Source organism: uncultured Paenibacillus sp., from assembly GCF_963515335.1.
GTDB lineage: Bacteria > Bacillota > Bacilli > Paenibacillales > Paenibacillaceae > Paenibacillus_I.
Genome location: NZ_CAUPYC010000073.1, coordinates 1 through 18,836, shown reverse-complemented (window position 1 = coordinate 18,836; position 18,836 = coordinate 1). Strand labels below are relative to the sequence as shown.

The 18,836-nt window shown below is 54.1% G+C and carries 17 protein-coding genes; 8 read left to right on the top strand and 9 right to left on the bottom strand.

Annotated features, from left to right (window positions below; translation table 11 throughout):
- Nucleotides 1-148: 148 nt before the first annotated feature.
- The 7 genes from rsmG to rpmH all read right to left on the bottom strand — a co-directional run bounded on the left by rsmG (nucleotide 149) and on the right by rpmH (nucleotide 6,680).
- A complete protein-coding gene (gene rsmG / locus RWM61_RS17465) occupies nucleotides 149-868 on the bottom strand; it encodes a 16S rRNA (guanine(527)-N(7))-methyltransferase RsmG (RefSeq protein WP_314003149.1) in 720 nt (239 codons plus the stop codon).
- Nucleotides 869-878: 10 nt separating this feature from the next.
- Nucleotides 879-2,765, bottom strand: a complete 1,887-nt coding sequence (mnmG, locus tag RWM61_RS17460; RefSeq protein WP_314003147.1) for a tRNA uridine-5-carboxymethylaminomethyl(34) synthesis enzyme MnmG — start codon at nucleotides 2,763-2,765, stop codon at nucleotides 879-881.
- A gap of 46 nt (nucleotides 2,766-2,811) precedes the next feature.
- On the bottom strand, nucleotides 2,812-4,191 hold the full coding sequence (mnmE, locus tag RWM61_RS17455; protein ID WP_314003145.1) for a tRNA uridine-5-carboxymethylaminomethyl(34) synthesis GTPase MnmE: 1,380 nt from the start codon (nucleotides 4,189-4,191) through the stop codon (nucleotides 2,812-2,814).
- Nucleotides 4,192-4,515: 324 nt separating this feature from the next.
- Nucleotides 4,516-5,214, bottom strand: coding sequence for an RNA-binding cell elongation regulator Jag/EloR (gene jag, locus RWM61_RS17450; protein ID WP_314003143.1), 699 nt, complete (start codon nucleotides 5,212-5,214; stop codon nucleotides 4,516-4,518).
- Entirely contained in the window at nucleotides 5,211-5,984 is a 774-nt protein-coding gene (locus tag RWM61_RS17445; RefSeq protein ID WP_314003141.1) for a YidC/Oxa1 family membrane protein insertase, read from the bottom strand. Before RWM61_RS17445 ends, jag begins: the two co-directional genes overlap by 4 nt.
- Before the next feature lie 87 nt (nucleotides 5,985-6,071).
- Entirely contained in the window at nucleotides 6,072-6,419 is a 348-nt protein-coding gene (rnpA, locus tag RWM61_RS17440; RefSeq protein WP_314003139.1) for a ribonuclease P protein component, read from the bottom strand.
- 126 nt (nucleotides 6,420-6,545) lie between these two features.
- Entirely contained in the window at nucleotides 6,546-6,680 is a 135-nt protein-coding gene (gene rpmH, locus RWM61_RS17435; protein WP_314003137.1) for a 50S ribosomal protein L34, read from the bottom strand.
- A 763-nt stretch (nucleotides 6,681-7,443) separates the two neighbouring features.
- On the opposite strand from rpmH, the gene dnaA reads away from it, so the two are divergent.
- The 6 genes from dnaA (at nucleotide 7,444) to gyrB (ending at nucleotide 13,739) form a co-directional block, all read left to right on the top strand.
- Complete coding sequence (gene dnaA / locus RWM61_RS17430; RefSeq protein ID WP_314003135.1) at nucleotides 7,444-8,796, top strand: chromosomal replication initiator protein DnaA; 1,353 nt, start codon at nucleotides 7,444-7,446, stop codon at nucleotides 8,794-8,796.
- Between the two features lie 202 nt (nucleotides 8,797-8,998).
- Nucleotides 8,999-10,141: a DNA polymerase III subunit beta gene (gene dnaN / locus RWM61_RS17425; RefSeq protein WP_314003133.1), complete on the top strand. Its 1,143-nt coding sequence runs from the start codon at nucleotides 8,999-9,001 to the stop codon at nucleotides 10,139-10,141.
- An 18-nt stretch (nucleotides 10,142-10,159) separates the two neighbouring features.
- Nucleotides 10,160-10,375 carry a S4 domain-containing protein YaaA gene (yaaA, locus tag RWM61_RS17420; RefSeq protein WP_314003131.1) on the top strand — a complete coding sequence of 72 codons (216 nt, stop codon included), beginning with the start codon at nucleotides 10,160-10,162 and terminating at the stop codon, nucleotides 10,373-10,375.
- On the top strand, nucleotides 10,372-11,481 hold the full coding sequence (gene recF, locus RWM61_RS17415; protein ID WP_314003129.1) for a DNA replication/repair protein RecF: 1,110 nt from the start codon (nucleotides 10,372-10,374) through the stop codon (nucleotides 11,479-11,481). The genes yaaA and recF overlap by 4 nt, the downstream gene beginning before the upstream one ends.
- A gap of 39 nt (nucleotides 11,482-11,520) precedes the next feature.
- Nucleotides 11,521-11,769 (top strand): extracellular matrix regulator RemB, encoded by a 249-nt coding sequence (remB, locus tag RWM61_RS17410; RefSeq protein ID WP_314003128.1) that lies wholly within the window; start codon nucleotides 11,521-11,523, stop codon nucleotides 11,767-11,769.
- A gap of 59 nt (nucleotides 11,770-11,828) precedes the next feature.
- Nucleotides 11,829-13,739 carry a DNA topoisomerase (ATP-hydrolyzing) subunit B gene (gene gyrB / locus RWM61_RS17405; protein WP_314003126.1) on the top strand — a complete coding sequence of 637 codons (1,911 nt, stop codon included), beginning with the start codon at nucleotides 11,829-11,831 and terminating at the stop codon, nucleotides 13,737-13,739.
- A 34-nt stretch (nucleotides 13,740-13,773) separates the two neighbouring features.
- Here the strand turns inward: gyrB and RWM61_RS17400 are convergent, their stop codons facing one another.
- Nucleotides 13,774-14,577 (bottom strand): YheC/YheD family protein, encoded by an 804-nt coding sequence (locus RWM61_RS17400; protein ID WP_314003124.1) that lies wholly within the window; start codon nucleotides 14,575-14,577, stop codon nucleotides 13,774-13,776.
- 255 nt (nucleotides 14,578-14,832) lie between these two features.
- Here RWM61_RS17400 and gyrA point away from each other — a divergent pair, with 255 nt between their 5' ends.
- Nucleotides 14,833-17,343 carry a DNA gyrase subunit A gene (gene gyrA, locus RWM61_RS17395; RefSeq protein WP_314003122.1) on the top strand — a complete coding sequence of 837 codons (2,511 nt, stop codon included), beginning with the start codon at nucleotides 14,833-14,835 and terminating at the stop codon, nucleotides 17,341-17,343.
- Between the two features lie 60 nt (nucleotides 17,344-17,403).
- Nucleotides 17,404-18,468 carry an HD-GYP domain-containing protein gene (locus tag RWM61_RS17390; RefSeq protein ID WP_314003120.1) on the top strand — a complete coding sequence of 355 codons (1,065 nt, stop codon included), beginning with the start codon at nucleotides 17,404-17,406 and terminating at the stop codon, nucleotides 18,466-18,468.
- Nucleotides 18,469-18,622: 154 nt separating this feature from the next.
- Here RWM61_RS17390 and RWM61_RS17385 read toward each other — a convergent pair.
- The coding region (locus RWM61_RS17385) for a hypothetical protein (RefSeq protein ID WP_314003118.1) at nucleotides 18,623-18,836 on the bottom strand (214 nt) is incomplete at its 5' end.

The following is an 18,836-nucleotide window of genomic DNA, read 5'->3' as shown; positions in this document are numbered from 1 at the left end:
CTGACCCATTTTCATCCTTCTGATGGTGCCGCGTCAGCGGCATGGTTGTCTAACTGTAAAAAGAAAATATAAACTTTTTCCCCAACCGTAAACCGTTTGCTTGTTTCACGTGGAACATTTGCACGCTACTCGAATTCAACAAACCCCGTTAAACGAGAGGCTGTTTGATCGGCAGCCCGGCTTTGCGCGGGTACTTTTTGGGCGTCGCATCGGTTTTGCGGACAAGCACGATATGACGGTCCGACTGTTCGTGCGGCAGCTTCATGGCATGCACCTGTACCAACTCCTCCCGCAATTCCCGCAAACTGGCCGCCGCTTCCCGAATCTCCTCCTGCGGGTCGCTGCCCTTCATGGCAGCAAACAGACCTCCCTTTTTCACAAAAGGCAGACAAAATTCGCCCAGCACGTTAAGTTTGGCCACAGCTCTTGCGGTGACCAGATCGTAAGCGTCGCGATGCTCCGCCACCCGCGCAATATCCTCCGCTCTGCCGTGCACACACTCCACCTTGCTTAACCTCAGCTCACTGGCCAGATGGGTAAGAAACTGAATTCGCTTGTTCAAGGAATCCACGATCAGCACCTTCAACTGCGGGAAACAGATTTTCAGCGGGATGCTGGGAAAGCCGGCGCCCGAACCGATGTCCGCCATCCGCTCAACCTCTTTGAGATCGACAAAGAAAGAAAGGGAAACGGAATCGTAAAAATGTTTCTCGTATACCGCTTCCCTTTCCGTTATACCGGTCAAATTCATTCGTTCGTTCCAATCGGCGAGCAGGCGATGGTACGTATCGAACTGACGGTGCTGCTCATCCGTAAGCGCGATGCCATGCTGCGACAACAGCTCGGAAAACCAGATCAGCGGTTTCACGTTCACAGCCTTACCCCCGTGCGGCGACAATGCGGTTATAATGTTCCAGATATACGAGCAATATCGACAGGTCCGCCGGTGTGACGCCGGAAATGCGCGATGCCTGGCCGATCGACAACGGGCGGATCTTGCTCATGTTGTGTTTGGCCTCATTGGCAAGACCTTGCACATCGTAATAGTCGATATCTTCCGGAATCCGTTTCTTCTCCATTTTGGCCAACCGTTCCACCTGCTGCAGCTGTTTCTCAATATAGCCGGTGTATTTGATTTGAATTTCAACCTGTTCCTTCATCTCATCGGTGAGCTCAAGCGCCGAAGGGGCGATCGCCTCCAGATGGGCAAACGTAATCTCCGGCCTGCGCAGCAGCGACAACGCATCGACGGTGTTCGATACCGGTGCCGATCCCGCCGCCTCCAGCATCGGCTGGGCTTCTTCAGGACGGATCTTCGTTGCCTTCAGACGTTCGATCTCCTGTTCAACCAATGCTTTCTTTCGCAGAAAACGTTCGTAGCGAGCTTTCGGGATCAGCCCGATTTCATAGCCCAGCGGCGTCAGCCGAAGATCGGCGTTATCGTGACGGAGCAGCAAGCGGTATTCCGCCCGGGATGTCAACAGCCGGTAAGGCTCGCTCGTCCCCTTCGTCACAAGATCGTCGATCAGCACGCCGATGTAGCCTTGCGACCGGTCGATAACGACGGGGTCCTTGCCCAATGCTTTGCGGGCGGCGTTAATGCCGGCCATAATGCCTTGTCCCGCCGCTTCCTCATAGCCGGATGTCCCGTTAATCTGTCCCGCCGTGAACAGGCCCGGCACCAGCTTCGTCTCCAGCGACGGCCACAGCTGTGTCGGCACAACGGCGTCGTATTCGATCGCGTAGCCCGTTCTCATCATCTCGACCCGCTCCAGTCCCGGAATCGAGCGGAGAATCGCCAGCTGCACATCCTCCGGCATGCTTGTCGACAATCCCTGCACGTAATACTCGGATGTGTTCTTCCCCTCCGGCTCAAGGAAAATCTGATGCTTCGGCTTATCTGCGAAACGCACGATCTTATCCTCAATCGAAGGACAATACCGCGGGCCGGTTCCTTCGATCTGCCCGGAGAACATCGGCGCCCGGTGAAGATTGTCATTGATGATTTTGTGCGTTTCTTCAGATGTATACGTCAACCAGCAAGGAAGCTGCTCGTTATCCGAATACTCCGTTTCGTACGAGAAAAATTTAGGGTTCTCATCCCCGGGCTGGATTTCCGTGCGGTCAAAATCAATCGTATCCTTATGAACGCGCGGCGGCGTGCCGGTCTTGAACCGAACGAGCTCAAATCCCAGGCCGCGCAGCGATTCCGACAGCTTCACCGAAGGCTGCTGGTTGTTCGGTCCGCTCTCGTACATCAGCTCGCCCATGATGACCTTGCCTCTCAGGTAGGTTCCCGTCGTAACGACGATCGACTTCGCGCGGTATTCCGCCCCGGTCTTCGTACGCACCCCGACGCATTGGCCTTCCTCCACAATCAGCTCCTCCGCCATTCCCTGGCGGAGCGTCAGCCGATCCGTGTCCTCGATCGTCTGCTTCATCGTATGCTGATACAGAAATTTATCCGCCTGCGCGCGCAGCGCATGCACCGCGGGCCCTTTACCGGTGTTCAGCATCCGCAATTGAATGAACGTTTTGTCGATATTCCGTCCCATCTCGCCGCCCAGCGCGTCAATCTCCCGCACGACATGCCCTTTCGCCGGGCCGCCGATCGACGGATTGCACGGCATGAACGCCACCATATCCAAATTGATCGTAAGCAGCAGCGTTTCGCAGCCCATGCGGGCCGAAGCCAGTGCCGCCTCACAGCCCGCATGGCCGGCGCCGACGACGATCACGTCATATTGACCTGCTTGATAGCTCATTGTTGGTCCCTCCTTGCCTCATTCCATAATCTATAGAAATACCTGCTTACTTGCCTAAACAGAACTGGGAGAAAATCTGATCGATGAGCGAATCGCCCGCCGTGTCTCCGACAATTTCCCCGAGCAATTCCCACGCCCTCCGCACATCGATCTGGACGATATCGATCGGAATCCCGGCTTCCGTCGCTTCGACCGCATCCGACAACGCCTGGATCGACTGCTTCAGCAAGGCAATATGGCGAACGTTGGAGACATACGTCATATCGCCGGATTCTATGGCACCCGAGAAGAACAAGTCCGAGATCGCCCGTGCCAGCCGCTCCATCCCCCGCTCCTCCGCGATCGACATACGGACGATTGCCGATTCCGGAACATAATCGGCAAGCTCCCGTTCATCGAGCGCAGCCGGCAAATCGGTTTTATTAAGAATGACGATCGTCTGCCGGTCCGCCGCCAGCCGCAGCAGCGTCCGATCGTCCTCCTGCAGCGGCTCCGCGCTGTTCAATACGAGCAATACCAGGTCCGCTTCCGACAGAGCGCCGCGGGAGCGCTCCACTCCGATCCGCTCCACCACATCGGTCGTCTCCCGAATGCCTGCCGTATCGAGCAGCCGCAGCGGGATCCCGTTTACCGTCACATATTCCTCAATCACATCGCGCGTCGTGCCCGGAATATCGGTTACGATCGCTTTATTCGATTGGGACAAGGCATTGAGCAGCGACGACTTTCCGACATTCGGCCGTCCGACGATCGCCGTCATAATGCCTTCCCGCAATATTTTGCCTTCATTCGCCGTTTTTAGCAGCCGTTCGATTTCATCCGACACCTCGCGGCTTGTATCCTTTATATAAGCGCCGGTCATCTCGGTGACGTCATGCTCGGGATAATCGATATTCACTTCGATATGCGCGAGCAGCTCGATCAAGCGGTGACGAAGCGTGCCTATCTTTTTCGATAATGCGCCCTCCACCTGTTTGAGCGCGACGGAGAACGCCCTGTCCGATTTCGAGCGGATCAGGTCCATAATCGCCTCCGCCTGCGACAGGTCGATTCTTCCGTTAAGAAAAGCGCGTTTCGTGAATTCGCCGGGCTCCGCAAGCCGAATATCGCCGCTTGCCAGCAGCAGCTCCAGCACCCGCTTCACCGCTACGATGCCTCCATGCGTGCTGATTTCCACGACATCCTCCGCCGTGAACGACCGCGGTCCTCGCATCACCGTCACGAGCGCTTCCTCAATCGCCTCGCCGCTCCCCGCTTCGACAATATGGCTGTAATGAACCGTATGAGACGGCGCTTGCCGAAGATCTTGCCTTGAGCGAACAAAACGCGCCGCGGCTTCCACCGCGTGCGGCCCGCTGATCCGTATGACGGCAATGCCGCTTTCGCCGACGGCGGTCGCAATCGCCGCTATCGTATCCACGTTCATTTTCCCACTCCTTATTATGAGAAAACCTCTATCGCGGCCATTGAAAGATGAGCGACCGAGTTTAGAGGCAGGTTTTATCGCTGATGAGAAAAACTTCTATCGAAGTCATTCAAAGAAGAGCGACCGCGTTTAGCGGAAGTTTTTATCGTCGATCGAGAAAGGTTGAGTTTTATGCCTACCCATAAACTTATCCTTTCTCGATACGGTAAGAAAGCTGTTTTCGGTCACCCGAAAACTTATACTTTCTTATACAGTTGAAAAAGGGCAATGCCTCATCCGAGCCATTGCCGCGTTAATGGTTGCGATCGTTACTTTAGCCTTTGCTTACTTGAGTGTAATGACGACCCTCCGGTTCGGCTCGTCGCCCTTGCTGAAGGTCTTCACCTTCGAATGATTCTGCAAATGGGAGTGAATGATTTTGCGTTCCTGCGGAGACATCGGCTCCAATACCACTTCCTTGCCGGTACGTATAACCCTGACCGCAAGGCGCTCAGAAAGCTCTTCAAGCGTCTTGCGTCTGCGTTCCCGAAAATCCTCGGCATCGAGCACGATTCGAATATGGCTGTCGGAATGGCGGTTGGCGATAATGTTCGCCAAATATTGCAGCGCATCGAGCGTCTGGCCGCGGCGGCCGATCAGCATCCCGACATCGCCCGAACCGGAAACCGCGAGGACCAATCCGTCCCGCGAATCCCGCCGCTCGATGTCGACGGCCAATCCCATGGCATCCGCCACATCGCGAATGAACCGTTCGGTTTCAGCCACCGCTTTCTCCACCGCTTCGGCTTCGGTTGCAGCCGCGGGCGCCGATCCTTGCGCCGGCTCCTCAGCCGGAACCGGCACGGGAGCCGGAATCAACTCCAGCTCAACCTTCGCGTCACGCGTCCCGATTAATCCGAACAGCCCTTTGGAGGGCTGCTCCAGCACCGTTACCGCTACCTGCTCTTTCGTTGCCTGCAATTGCGCCAATCCGTTCCGCACAGCGTCTTCGATCGTTTTTCCCGATGCTACGGTTTTTTTCATTTCGCAGGGGCCTCCTTGGACTTACCCTTGTCGGATGAACGCACGTAGAGGAAATAATTTTGAATGATCGTATAAAGGTTGCTGAACACCCAGTAAAGCGGAAGGGCAGCCGGAAAATTCATCGCCATGACGAAAATCAGCACCGGGAAAATGAACATGATCGACTGCATCGGATTGTTCGGCGTCTGCGGCATCATTTTCGTCTGGACGTAGGTCGTAATCGCCGCTAACAACGGCAATATATAGTAGGGATCTTTTGAACCGAGCTCCAGCCAGAGGAAAGTATGCGTCCGGATTTCGGGATTCCCGTATATGGCGTTATACAGCGCGATGAAGATCGGCATCTGGATCAGCAGCGGCAGACAGCCCGCCAGCGGATTGACCTGATGCTGCTGGAACAGCTTCATCGTCTCTTCCTGCTGCTTCTGCGGATTATCCTTGTATTTCTCCCGGATCTTTTTCATCTCCGGCTGCAGCGCCTGCATCGCCTTGGAGCTCTTGTACTGCTTCAAGGTAAGCGGGAGAATAAGCGTTCGGACGATGATAGTCAGAACGAGAATCGATAAACCATACGAACCCCCGAACCAACCCGCAAACGTGTCGAGCATTAAAGCAAACCAATACACGACATTCTTTTCCCAAAAATTCCCCGTCTGCAAATCCGCCGTCGTCGTCGTTTGACCCGACTGGCCGCATCCGGCGAGAACCGCCATAATTCCGATTAAAACAGCGACGGCGAGCCATTTTCGATTACGAAACAACACATCCATACTCCCCTCTGATCAGACAAACATTCATCCTAAACTATACCATAATTCCAAACACAAAGAAACAACCCGTCAGGGCCCGTTTAACCGCTACCGGCGGGGCTTCAGCAGCCCGGCCTTGCGCAGCACGTGCAGCATGCTCCGCTCGAGCTCCTTCGTCTTCATCTTCACCGCCGGTTTGCGCGCGATCACGATGAAATCCGTATGCTCGGAGATCTGGGGCGCGTTAAGGCGAACGATCTCCTTCATGACTCTCCGCATCCGGTTGCGCACCACCGCGTTCCCGAGCTTTTTGCTGACCGAGACGCCCATCCGGAACTGTTCCGTCTGGGGACGCTTCGACCAATACACGACAAACTGACCGTTCGCGAACGATTTTCCTCCGCGGTATATACGGTTGAAATCGTTCCGGTTCCGCAAGCGCAGCTTTCTCTGCATAGCCGACGATCCACCGCTCTTTCTCAATATATATGGCAGTATGGACAAATCGCCGAAAACGAAACGCCCGACAGACGCGCTTTCGGCGGAAAAAAGAAAAAAAGACCACAGCAAGTGGTCTTTTGCTTAGGCGCTCAATACGTTTCTGCCTTTCTTGCGGCGGGCGCTCAGCACTTTACGGCCGTTCTTCGAGGCCATCCGCTTGCGGAAGCCGTGAACTTTCTTGCGCTTGCTTACATTCGGTTTGAATGTCGGTTTCATTGAATTCTGCACCTCCTATTTCAGGTGTTCGTGATTCTATCGCTTTGTCATCAGCAATTTTATCGAGTGTTTTCATACATTCTGCTTCAAAAACGCCTTTTCTATTAAAGCATACCACCCCTGAAAAGTCAACGCACCCGATCAGGAATCCGATCAGCGACCTTTTCACGGAAACACGGCCGCCGGACGCGGATCGCTCGCCGTTCATTTTCGGATTCGGATGAATCCCCCTGTGAATCTTCGACCGAAAAATTAATAACATGTGAATAGTTATTCGAGGAATTCGCGCATTTTGTCGAAATAGAAACAAGATATTAACAATATGTAGTGTTGTCCATAACTTTTATGCACAACCTATTGAGAATGTGGATAAATATTGGATTTCCGTTGAAATCAAAGGCGTCTTTTGCTATGATTAAGTTGTTTTTCGGTGTGGATGAGTCTACGCCGTCCCCATTTTTATCAACAAGCTGTGGATAACTTTGTGAACAATTTATTCCCCTTTATGATAACTTCTCAACTGCCGTGTGAATGATGTGGACGAATTCGTCTCTAGTCACGAAAATTCGACATTCCCGCCGAACGTCCGACGCTTCGGATACATACCGTTCCACGCAGTTGGCGTTTTTTTTTGTCCTTTTTCCGGGAAAACGGTCTGTTTTGGCCTTGTTTTAGCGGAGGGGCTACACACATTTCGGGGTGACGCTGCAGCGGTTTGCCGTATACGTTCATGGTGGAACCAACGGTTAAGGAGTGACAATCTGTGGACAGCCATACCCATGATGTTTGGCAGCATGTGCTATCGATGATCCAAACCAAATTAAGCAAGCCGAGCTTCGATACATGGTTTAAAGCGACGAAAGCTTCGTTCTCTTCCGACAGCCTGCTCGTCATCAGCGCGCCGACGACTTTTGCCGCCGAATGGCTGGAGAGCCGTTATACGAAGCTTGTGCGAACCACATTGTCCGAATATCTCGGGCGCCAGGTCGACATCACGTTCGTCATTGAAGAGAACAAGCCTCCGGAGCCGGCCGCGCCGTACCCGGCGGCCGTGCCCCAGCGGCCGGCGGTGCAGGAAGAGACGTTCTCGCACATGCTGAATCCGAAATATACGTTCGATACGTTCGTCATCGGCGCGAACAACCGGTTTGCCCACGCGGCGTCGCTGGCGGTGGCCGAAGCGCCGGCGAAGGCGTACAATCCGCTGTTTCTGTACGGCGGCGTCGGTCTCGGCAAAACGCACCTGATGCATGCGATCGGCCATTATATTCTGGAGCATAATCCGAGCACGCGGGTGCTCTACATCTCGTCAGAGAAATTCACGAACGAATTCATCAACGCGATCCGCGACAACCGCGGCGAAAGCTTCCGGATCAAATATCGCAACATCGACGTGCTGCTGATCGACGACATTCAATTTCTTGCGGGCAAGGAGCAGACGCAGGAGGAGTTTTTCCACACCTTCAATGCGCTCCACGAAGAACGCAAACAAATTATTATTTCGAGCGACCGGCCGCCTAAGGAAATTCCGACGCTTGAGGAACGGCTGCGCTCCCGCTTCGAATGGGGACTGATCACGGACATCCAGCCGCCGGATCTGGAAACACGGATCGCGATTCTGCGGAAAAAGGCGAAAGCCGAAAACCTGGACATCCCGAACGAAGCGATGGTCTACATCGCCAACCAGATCGATACGAACATCCGGGAGCTCGAGGGGGCGCTGATTCGCGTCGTGGCCTACTCGTCGCTCATCAACCAGGACATTTCGTCCCATCTGGCGGCGGAGGCGCTAAAGGACATCATCCCTTCCGGCCGACCGCGCATGATAACGATCCAGGACATACAAGCGCGCGTCGGAGAATATTTCGGGCTTAAGCTTGAAGAATTCAAGGCGCGGAAACGAACGAAAGCCGTCGCTTTCCCGCGGCAGATCGCCATGTACCTGTCGCGGGAGCTCACCGACTATTCCCTGCCGAAGATCGGCGAGGCTTTCGGCGGACGGGACCATACGACCGTTATCCACGCGCACGACAAAATTACACAGCAGGTGAAGGCGGACCAGGACTTATACAAGATCGTTCAGAACCTGACGGATAAGATCAAAAGCGGCCAGTGAATAACGTTCAAGCCTATACACACGCTATGCACATGTGGATAGGCTTCTTTTATCGACAAAAAACGATGTTATCCACATATTCAGGGCCCCTACTACGACTTCTACAAAAAATGTTATTATAACATCAATAGAAAACACGGTTCGAAACGACTTCGTCCCGATTACAATATCCGCCAACCGGTAACCGTAACAGGAGGCCATCATGAAATTAACGATTCAAAAAGACGAATTAAACGACGCGATTCAACAAGTATCCAAAGCCGTGTCGTCAAGACCCGCCATTCCGATTCTCGGAGGCATCAAGTTCGATGTCGCTCACCATGGCGTCACATTAACGGCAAGCGACACCGATATTTCGATCCAGAGCTTCATTCCCGCCGAGATCGGGGACAAGACGATTATCCGGGTATCGAAGCCCGGCAGTATCGTATTGGCGGCCAAGTTTTTCGTCGAAATCGTCAAGAAGCTTCCGGAGAACGATATTGAAATGGAAATCAGCGACGGCTTGCAGGTATCGATTCGTTCCGGTTCCACGGACATACAGATGGTCGGGCTCGATGCGGAAGAGTTTCCGGTTCTTCCTTCCATCGAAGAGAACGATACGTTCGCCGTACCGGGCGACCTGCTCAAAGCGATGGTGCGCCAGACGGCATTCGCCGCGTCGACGAGCGAGCAAACGCCGATTCTGACCGGTGTTCTGTGGAGCTTGCACGAGGGCGAGTTCAAGTTCGTCGCGACCGACCGTCACCGCCTGTCCAGCCGGACAACCTATGTAGAGACGAATCCAGACTACAAGTTCGGGAATATCGTCATCGCCGGCAAAACGCTGAACGAGCTTTCCAAAATCGTCCCGGACGCCAATACGCCCGTCGAGATCGTTGTCGCCGATAACCAGGTGCTGTTCAAAGTGGACCGCGTTCTGTTTTTCTCGCGTATATTGGACGGCACTTATCCCGATACTTCCAAGATTATTCCGCAGGTGTTCAAAACAGAACTGACGCTCGAAACGAAAAAACTGACGGATGCGATCGACCGTGCCTATTTGATGTCGCGCGAAGAAAAAACGAACATCGTTCGTCTGGTGACGCTTGAGGACGGCACGATCGAAGTGTCGTCGAGCTCCTCCGAGCTCGGGCGCGTCACCGAGCAGATGGACGTAAAAGAATTCAGCGGGGACCCGCTGCGCATCGCTTTCAACTCAAAATATATGCTGGATGCGCTCAAGGTCATTGACAGCGAGCATATTTTCATCGGCTTTAACGGCGCGATGAGCCCGATCATCATCCGGCCGACCGACCATTCCCACAATTTGCATATCATTTTGCCGTACCGGACGACGAGCTGACAAAGAAAGGAAACAGCGATGAAGGACATTGCGATTTCGACCGAATATATCGCGCTTGGACAGTTCCTGAAGCTGGCGGATTGCATTTCGACCGGCGGCCAGGCCAAATTTTTCCTGCAGGAAACGGAAGTTCATATCAACGGCGAACCCGACAACCGGCGCGGCCGCAAGCTTTATCCGGGCGACCGGGTCGAAGTGGAAGGCTGCGGCTCCTTTCGGGTCGTCACCTCATGAACCTGAAGTCGATCCGGCTGAATCATTACCGCAATTATGAGCAGGTCGAGCTCCAGACGGACAGCCGGGTGAACGTATTTATCGGGCCGAACGCCCAGGGAAAAACGAATTTGCTGGAAGCGATTTTCGTCCTCGGCTTGACGAAATCGCACCGCACCTCGAAGGACAAAGAATTGATCGGCTGGAACGCGGACGCCGCTCATATCGCCGGCGAAGCCGAACGGAAATATGGCCCGGTCAAGCTTGAACTTTCTTTTTCATCGCAAGGCAAGAAGGCGAAGATCAACGGACTTGAGCAGCGCAAACTGAGCGACTTTGTCGGCACGCTGAACGTCGTGTTGTTCGCGCCGGAGGATTTGGAGATCGTCAAAGGCACGCCGGGCATCCGCAGGCGGTTTCTCGACATGGAAATCGGCCAGGTACAGCCCGGTTATTTGCATACGCTGCAGCAGTACGGCAAAGTGCTTGTCCAACGAAACAATTATTTGAAATCCGCTTATCCCGGCGGCGTGCAGCAGGCAATGCTGGATATATGGAATACCCAGCTGGCGGAATACGGTGTTAAAATCATGAAAAAAAGGAAAGGCTTTATAGACAAGCTACAGAAATGGGCGGAATCTATTCACGCGGGCATTACCGGCGGCGCCGAGGCGCTGACCGTAAGGTACCGCCCCTCCTTCGACAGCGGCGCAACGGAAGAAGAAACTGTTTTATTTGAGCAATTTATGATAAAGTTATCACAGGTAAAAGAGCAGGAATTGCGCCGCGGCATGACGTTGGTCGGGCCTCATCGCGACGATTTGGCCTTCTTTATCAACGGCAAAGAGGCTCAAGTATTCGGGTCGCAAGGCCAGCAGCGGACGACCGCGCTATCGCTCAAGCTGGCCGAGCTGGAGCTGATTCGGGAAGAGATCGGCGAATACCCGGTGCTGCTGCTGGACGACGTCTTGTCCGAGCTGGACCGGGAAAGGCAAACCCAATTGATCGAGACGTTTCAGAGCAAGGTGCAGACCTTCATTACGACAACCGGTCTCGAGAGTGTCGATATGGGGAAGCTGCGGGACGCGTCGATCTATCATGTGAAGGACGGCCGTGTGCTGCGTTGAATAGGCGCACCGTGCCTGGCGTCCTAAGGAGCGGATGAGATGTATATTCATTTGGGCGGGGAGAAAATCGTGCGCGCCGCGGAGCTGGTGGCGATTTTCGACATTTCCATCGAGCAGTCCTCTAAGATCTCGAAGCAATTCGTAACCAGCGCAACGAAGCGCAAGGACGTCGAGGTCATCGGCGAAGAGGAATCGAAGTCGATCGTCGTGACTAAGCAGAAAATCTATTTTTCCCCCATATCCTCTTCCACTTTGAAAAAAAGAGCCCATCAATTTTCTGATATTTAAGCTGTGCCGCATGTGGGCGGCCATGACGTGAAGCAGTTGAGAGGAGCAGTGAGTAAGGCATGTCGTTGAATCCGCATACGTACGACGAGAGCCAGATTCAAGTTCTCGAAGGGTTGGAGGCCGTCCGCAAACGTCCGGGTATGTACATCGGATCTACCAGCGTCAAAGGTTTGCATCATCTCGTCTGGGAGGTTGTCGACAACAGTATCGACGAAGCGCTTGCGGGCTATTGCGACCGCATTCAGGTGATTATCCACGAGGACAACAGCGTGACGGTTATCGATAACGGCCGGGGCATCCCGGTCGGCGAGCATTCCAAGATGAAAAAATCGACCCTTGAGGTCGTTATGACCGTCCTTCACGCCGGCGGCAAGTTCGGCGGCGAGGGCTATAAAGTGTCGGGGGGGTTGCACGGCGTCGGCGTATCGGTCGTGAACGCGCTCTCCGAGAAAGTGGTCGTCGAGGTTCGCCGCGACGGCAGCATTTATCAGCAGGAATATCAGCGCGGCGTGCCGCAATACGATATTCGCGTCATCGGGGAAACCGATATTACGGGCACGAGCGTAACGTTCAAGCCGGATCCGGACATTTTCACCGAAACGACGGTGTTTGAGTATGAGACGCTGCAGTCGCGTATTCGCGAGCTTGCATTCCTGAACAAAGGCATTGAGATTTCGCTTAAGGATGAGCGTACCGATGCGAGCAACACGTACAAGTACGAGGGCGGGATCATCGAATTCGTCAAATATTTGAACCGCAACCGTGAAGCCCTTCACGAGAATCCGATCTATGTGGAAGGCGCCAAGGATCATATTCAGGTAGAGGTTGCCCTCCAGTATAACGACAGCTATACCGAGAATATTTATTCTTTTGCGAACAATATCAATACCCATGAGGGCGGCACTCACGAATCCGGGTTCAAGAGCGCACTCACGCGGATCATCAACGATTATGCCCGCAAAGCCGGCTTTATCAAGGACAACGATTCCAATCTGTCCGGCGACGACGTGCGCGAAGGGCTTACGGCGATCATCTCGGTCAAAATTCCGGAGCCGCAGTTCGAGGGACAGACGAAGACGAAGCTGGGCAACAGCGAGGTTCGCGGCATCGTCGAATCGTTCTTCGCGGAGAAATTCCAGGAGTTTCTCGATGAGAACCCGGCGGTATCCCGCAAAATTATGGAAAAGGGCATTCAAGCGGCCCGCGCCCGCGAAGCGGCCCGCAAAGCGCGCGAGCTCACCCGCCGCAAGAGCGCGCTAGAAGTCAGCGCCCTGCCGGGCAAGCTGGCCGACTGTTCGTCCAAGGACGCGGCGATCAGCGAATTGTATATCGTCGAGGGCGACTCGGCGGGCGGATCGGCCAAACAAGGACGGGACCGCCATTTTCAGGCGATTCTTCCGCTGCGCGGCAAAATCCTGAACGTCGAGAAGGCGCGTCTGGACCGCATTCTCGGGAACACCGAGATTCGGGCTATTATCACAGCGCTCGGTACCGGCATCAGCGATGACTTCGACCTGTCGAAGGCCCGTTACCACAAGATCATCATCATGACCGACGCCGACGTGGACGGCGCCCACATCCGCACCCTGCTGCTCACCTTCTTCTACCGGTACATGCGGCAGATCATCGAAGCGGGTTACATTTACATCGCTCAGCCGCCTTTGTTCAAAGTGGAGCGCAATAAGGTGGTTCGCTACGCGCAAAGCGAACGCGAACGCGACCAGATCATCGCCGAGTTCGGCGAGGGCGCCAAGGTGAACGTGCAGCGCTACAAGGGCTTGGGCGAGATGAACGCCGACCAGCTGTGGGAGACGACGATGGATCCGGAAAGCCGGACCATGCTGCAGGTTACGATCGAGGACGCGATCGAAGCCGACACCGTATTCGATACGTTGATGGGCGATAACGTCGAACCGCGGCGCGATTTTATTCAGGAGCATGCGAAATACGTCAAAAATCTGGACGTCTAAGGCGAAAGGCTTCATGCCGCTGCGGGCCGCCCGTTTATCGGGCGGCTCTTTTAATCGTTCGCACGGTACGCCTTATGCGTTGCGCACGGGGGGCTTTATAACGTCCGTAGGCGACGGCATAACGGTAAATTTTGCGGAAAACACTTTTATTTTCGAGCTTCCGGAAAATGTACGGATCCGGCCGCGTGTTGACCTCGAGCAGCCATGGTTTAAACTCGGTGTCGATCGCGACGTCGAGCCCGAGCTCTTTGATGCGCGGATATTGGGTTTGCAACTGACGGGCGACGGAAATGCCGAGGCGGCGGAGCCGATCGATGTATGAGCGGCGCCGTTCGGCGGACATATGGCGCCCGGTAAGCGTCGCGAAAGACATCGGGGTGCCTCCGCTATGGTAATTCGTCACGATACGTGACGGATGGGCCAGCCGTCCGATGATCCCCGTCGACTCCCATTCCCCTTTCGGCGTCTGCTGCACCATTACGCGTATATCGAACCGCCGGCCTTTATGTTTCAATAGGTGTATGCCGCGCTGCACCACATAGACGCCTTTCTTTTTATGCTGCAGAATGCCTTGATACAATCCGTTAAGCGTATTGTATCGGTGAACGGACGTGCCGAGCTGGAACCGGTAACCGTTATTTGACGATTCAATCCGGATGACGCCTTGGCCGAACGTTCCGAGGTCGGGTTTGGCGTATAGCATGGAGTACCGCGCAAGCATGTCGTGGAGGCTCGCTTCCGTTAATTTGCGGGTCAAGGGAATGAAATCGCGCAGATTTTCATTTCGGTTCAGCACCTCGGTTTTTGCGAGCTTGCTCTTGACGCGTTGAATGGCCACGGCACCGACTCCTTTCGGATGAATGGAAAATTAGACCGGACATGGGGAATGAATAATGATATAATGGGAATCAGGGACTTCAGACGCAGATCGCCGGTTCGCTTACTAGTATATGTCGAAAATAAGCGTTAGTCGCTGGGTATTCATCCGGATGGACATTTGGCGGGAATCATAAAGAAACGTTTAATTGTCGCGGAAACGTGAAAGTAATATAATAGAGTTTGGCGCTTTTTCAGTTATGTCAGGAGGTTGAGCATGGCGGAAGAACAACGTTCCCAGATCAGGGATCGCGATATCGGCACGGAGATGCGGGATTCGTTCATGGATTATGCGATGAGCATCATCGTCAGCCGTGCGTTGCCCGACGTCCGTGACGGCTTGAAGCCCGTTCACCGGCGTATTTTGTTTGCGATGTCGGAACTCGGCATGTCCCCGGACAAGCCTTACAAGAAATCCGCCAGAATCGTCGGCGAGGTTATCGGCAAGTATCACCCTCACGGCGATTCCGCCGTCTACGAATCGATGGTTCGGATGGCGCAGGACTTCTCGCTCAGATACATGCTCGTCGACGGGCACGGCAACTTCGGTTCGATCGACGGCGATTCTGCGGCCGCTATGCGATATACGGAAGCGCGTCTGTCCAAGATCGCTATGGAGATGCTTAGGGACATCAACAAGGAAACGATCGACTTTGTTCCGAACTATGACGGCGAGGAGCATGAGCCGGCCGTTATGCCGGCGCGTTTCCCGAATTTGCTCGTCAACGGGGTTTCCGGTATCGCTGTCGGCATGGCGACCAATATTCCTCCCCATAACCTCGTGGAGGTTATCGACGGGGTCCGGGCGGTGATCCGCAATCCGGACATTTCTTCGCTTGAGCTGATGGAATTCATTAAAGGGCCCGACTTTCCGACCGCTGCGTTCGTTATGGGACGGGAAGGCATTCGCCAAGCCTACACGACGGGCCGCGGTTCGGTTACGATGCGCGCCCGCGCCGTCATCGAAGAGAACGGCGGCAAAGCGCGTATTATCGTTCACGAGCTGCCGTTCCAGGTCATCAAGGCGCGGCTCGTCGAGAAGATTGCCGAGCTGGTACGCGAGAAAAAAATAGACGGCATCACCGACCTGCGCGACGAATCCGACCGCAACGGCATGCGGATCGTCATTGAGCTTCGCCGCGACGTGAATCCGAACGTCGTGTTGAATAATTTATACAAGCAAACGCCGATGCAAACCAACTTCGGCATCAATATGCTGGCCCTTGTGGGCGGGGAGCCCAAGATCCTTAATCTTAAGGATGTCCTGTATTATTATTTGCAGCACCAAATCGAGGTTATACGCCGGCGCACCGAATTTGACCTGAAGAAGGCCGAAGCGCGGGCGCATATTCTCGAAGGGCTGCGCATCGCGCTCGATCATCTCGATGAAGTCATCGCCCTGATCCGGTCGTCCCGGACGGCGGAGGAAGCCCGCGAAGGGCTGATTGCGCGCTTCCAGCTTAGCGGGGATCAGGCGCAGGCGATTCTCGATATGCGTCTCCAACGCCTCACCGGGTTGGAGCGCGAGAAGATCGAAGCGGAATATGCCGAACTGTTGCAGAAGATCGCCGAATATAAGGCGATTCTGGCGGACGAGCGGCTTGTTCTCCAAATTATCGACGAAGAGCTTCAGGAACTGAAGCAGAAATTCGGCGACGAGCGCCGTACCGAGATTACGATGAGCGACGAAGAAATCATGGACGAGGACCTTATCCCGCGTGAGGATGTCGTCATCACGATTACGCACAGCGGCTACGTGAAGCGGCTGCCGGTCACGACCTACCGCAGCCAGAAGCGCGGCGGGCGCGGCGTAATCGGGATGGACACGAAGGATCATGATTTCGTGGAGCATTTGTTCGTCTCCAATACGCACCATTACCTTTTGTTCTTCACGAACAAAGGCAAGGTGTATCGGTTGAAGGCTTATGAGATTCCGGATTTGAGCCGGACGGCCCGCGGCACGCCGATTATCAACCTGATCCAGATCGAACAGGGAGAGACGGTAAATGCGGTCATTCCGGTCGAATCGTTCGATTCGGAGCAGTACCTGTTCTTCGGAACCAAACAAGGGATCGTGAAGAAGACGCCGCTTGACGACTATTCGAATATCCGGAAAGTCGGCCTGATCGCCGTCAACCTTCGCGAGGACGACGATTTGATCAGCGTGAAGCTGACGGACGGCCAGCAGCAAATCATCATGGGAACGAGCCAAGGCATGTCCATCCGGTTCCCGGAGGAGGATGTTCGACCGATGGGAAGATCGGCCACCGGCGTGAAGGGTATTCACTTGGACGACAACGACGTCGTGATCGACATGGATGTTGTTAAGCCTGACCATGATGTGCTGATCGTTACGGCGAAGGGCTATGGCAAGCGGACGCCGGTGAGCGAGTACCGGATCCAGAGCCGCGGCGGCAAGGGGATCAAAACGCTTAACGTCACCGACAAGAACGGTGCGATTGCCGGCCTCAAAGTGGTCAGCAACGATGAGGACCTGATGATCATGACGTCGCTTGGAACGCTGATCCGCACAAGCATGGCGGGCATCTCGACGATGGGACGCAATACGCAGGGCGTAAAGCTCATCAACATCCGCGATGAAGATTCAGTGGCCACCGTCACACGCGTCAACCGGAACGAAGAAACCGAGGAACTGGATGAGGACGTCGAGAACGAAGCGGAAGTCGGAACGGTGATCGAGCCGGGTGCGGGAGACGCCGACGAATAACCTTTTACGCACAGTATCAAAAAGCTTAATCGTCATTCACCACGGGAGGGAAAGACGACCATGCCATCGGTCGCATTGTCACAGGTTAAATTGGGAGATCGCATCGGGCAGGATGTCGTCACATCGCTCGGCGGAATTCTTTTCCATAAGGGTCGTGTGGTGACACCGAGAGAGTACGAGATTCTGCAGGCTTTTCTAATCAGGCATGTCGATATTGAACCGCGTGAAGGGACGGCGGAGACTGCCGGTCCCAAAGCCGGCGAAGACAAGGAAGCCAGGCCCCGGAATTCGCTTGATGTGGAATACGACAGGATGTTTAGACTGTTGAAAAAGATTTACTCGACCAACACTTCGGGCATCGGCTTGCCGATTCTCGAGCTCCGGGTGCAGCTGGAGGCTTTACTGAAGCATATCAAGGATTACAATGTGCTGACATTCTCTCCCAGAGTGACGGATAATGACGACTACATTTTTCATAACAGCGTATTGTCGGCACTGACGTCCTATAAGCTTGCCCAGTGGAATTTGTTTCCTCAGAAGGATTGGATGCCGGTTGCGCTCGCGGGTTTGTTCCACGACATCGGCAACGTGCGCATTGACCGTTCGATTTTGTTTAAACCGACTGCATTGACGGCTGCCGAAGCGGAAGAAATGAAAACTCACACGGTCCAAGGCTATAATTTGCTCAAAAATGTGGCGGCGATCAATGAAGGCGTTAAACTCACGGCGCTTCAGCATCATGAGAAAATTGACGGTTCCGGCTATCCGGCCGGCCTGTCCGGTGACAAGATTCATCCGTATGCGCGCATTGTCGCGGTTTCCGACATTTTTCACGCGATGACGCTGCAGCGATCTTACCGTAAGGCCGTATCGCCCTATTTGGTGTTGGAGACACTCCATAAGGAATCGTTCGGCAAGCTGGATCCGGTCTATGTACGGGCGTTTATCGAAAAGGCGACCCAATTCCATAACGGAACGGTCGTGCGTCTAAGCGATAACCGGATAGGGGAAATCGTTTTCTCCGACCGCAATCATCCGACAAGGCCATGGGTGTCGGTGAACGGCACGATTATCAATTTGACGACGAACCATCGGCTGCATATCGAATCGATCATACAGAGGTAACATTTTCCGGTTGATCAATGGCTTTATACCGTGGTATATTACTTCTTGCCCGTTTTGAGGGCGGACGTAATGTACCGCGTTTTTTTATGATTTCGCGATAAAATGCGTTAAGGAAGAAAAAAACAGTTGCATTCCGTACGAGAAACATGATATATTAATCAAGTCGCCGCTGAGAGGCAGCGATGAAAGAAAGAAACGAGGTTTTTCTTTCCCGGCTTGCGCCGAAAAGAAATTCCATTGTTCTTTGAAAACTGAACAACGAGCGAAACTGCCTTGTCATTCCGCAAGGGATGACGGAAAAGCAATACAAGTAATGAGCTGACCAAGCTCTTTCTACTAAAGGTTCAACTTTAATGGAGAGTTTGATC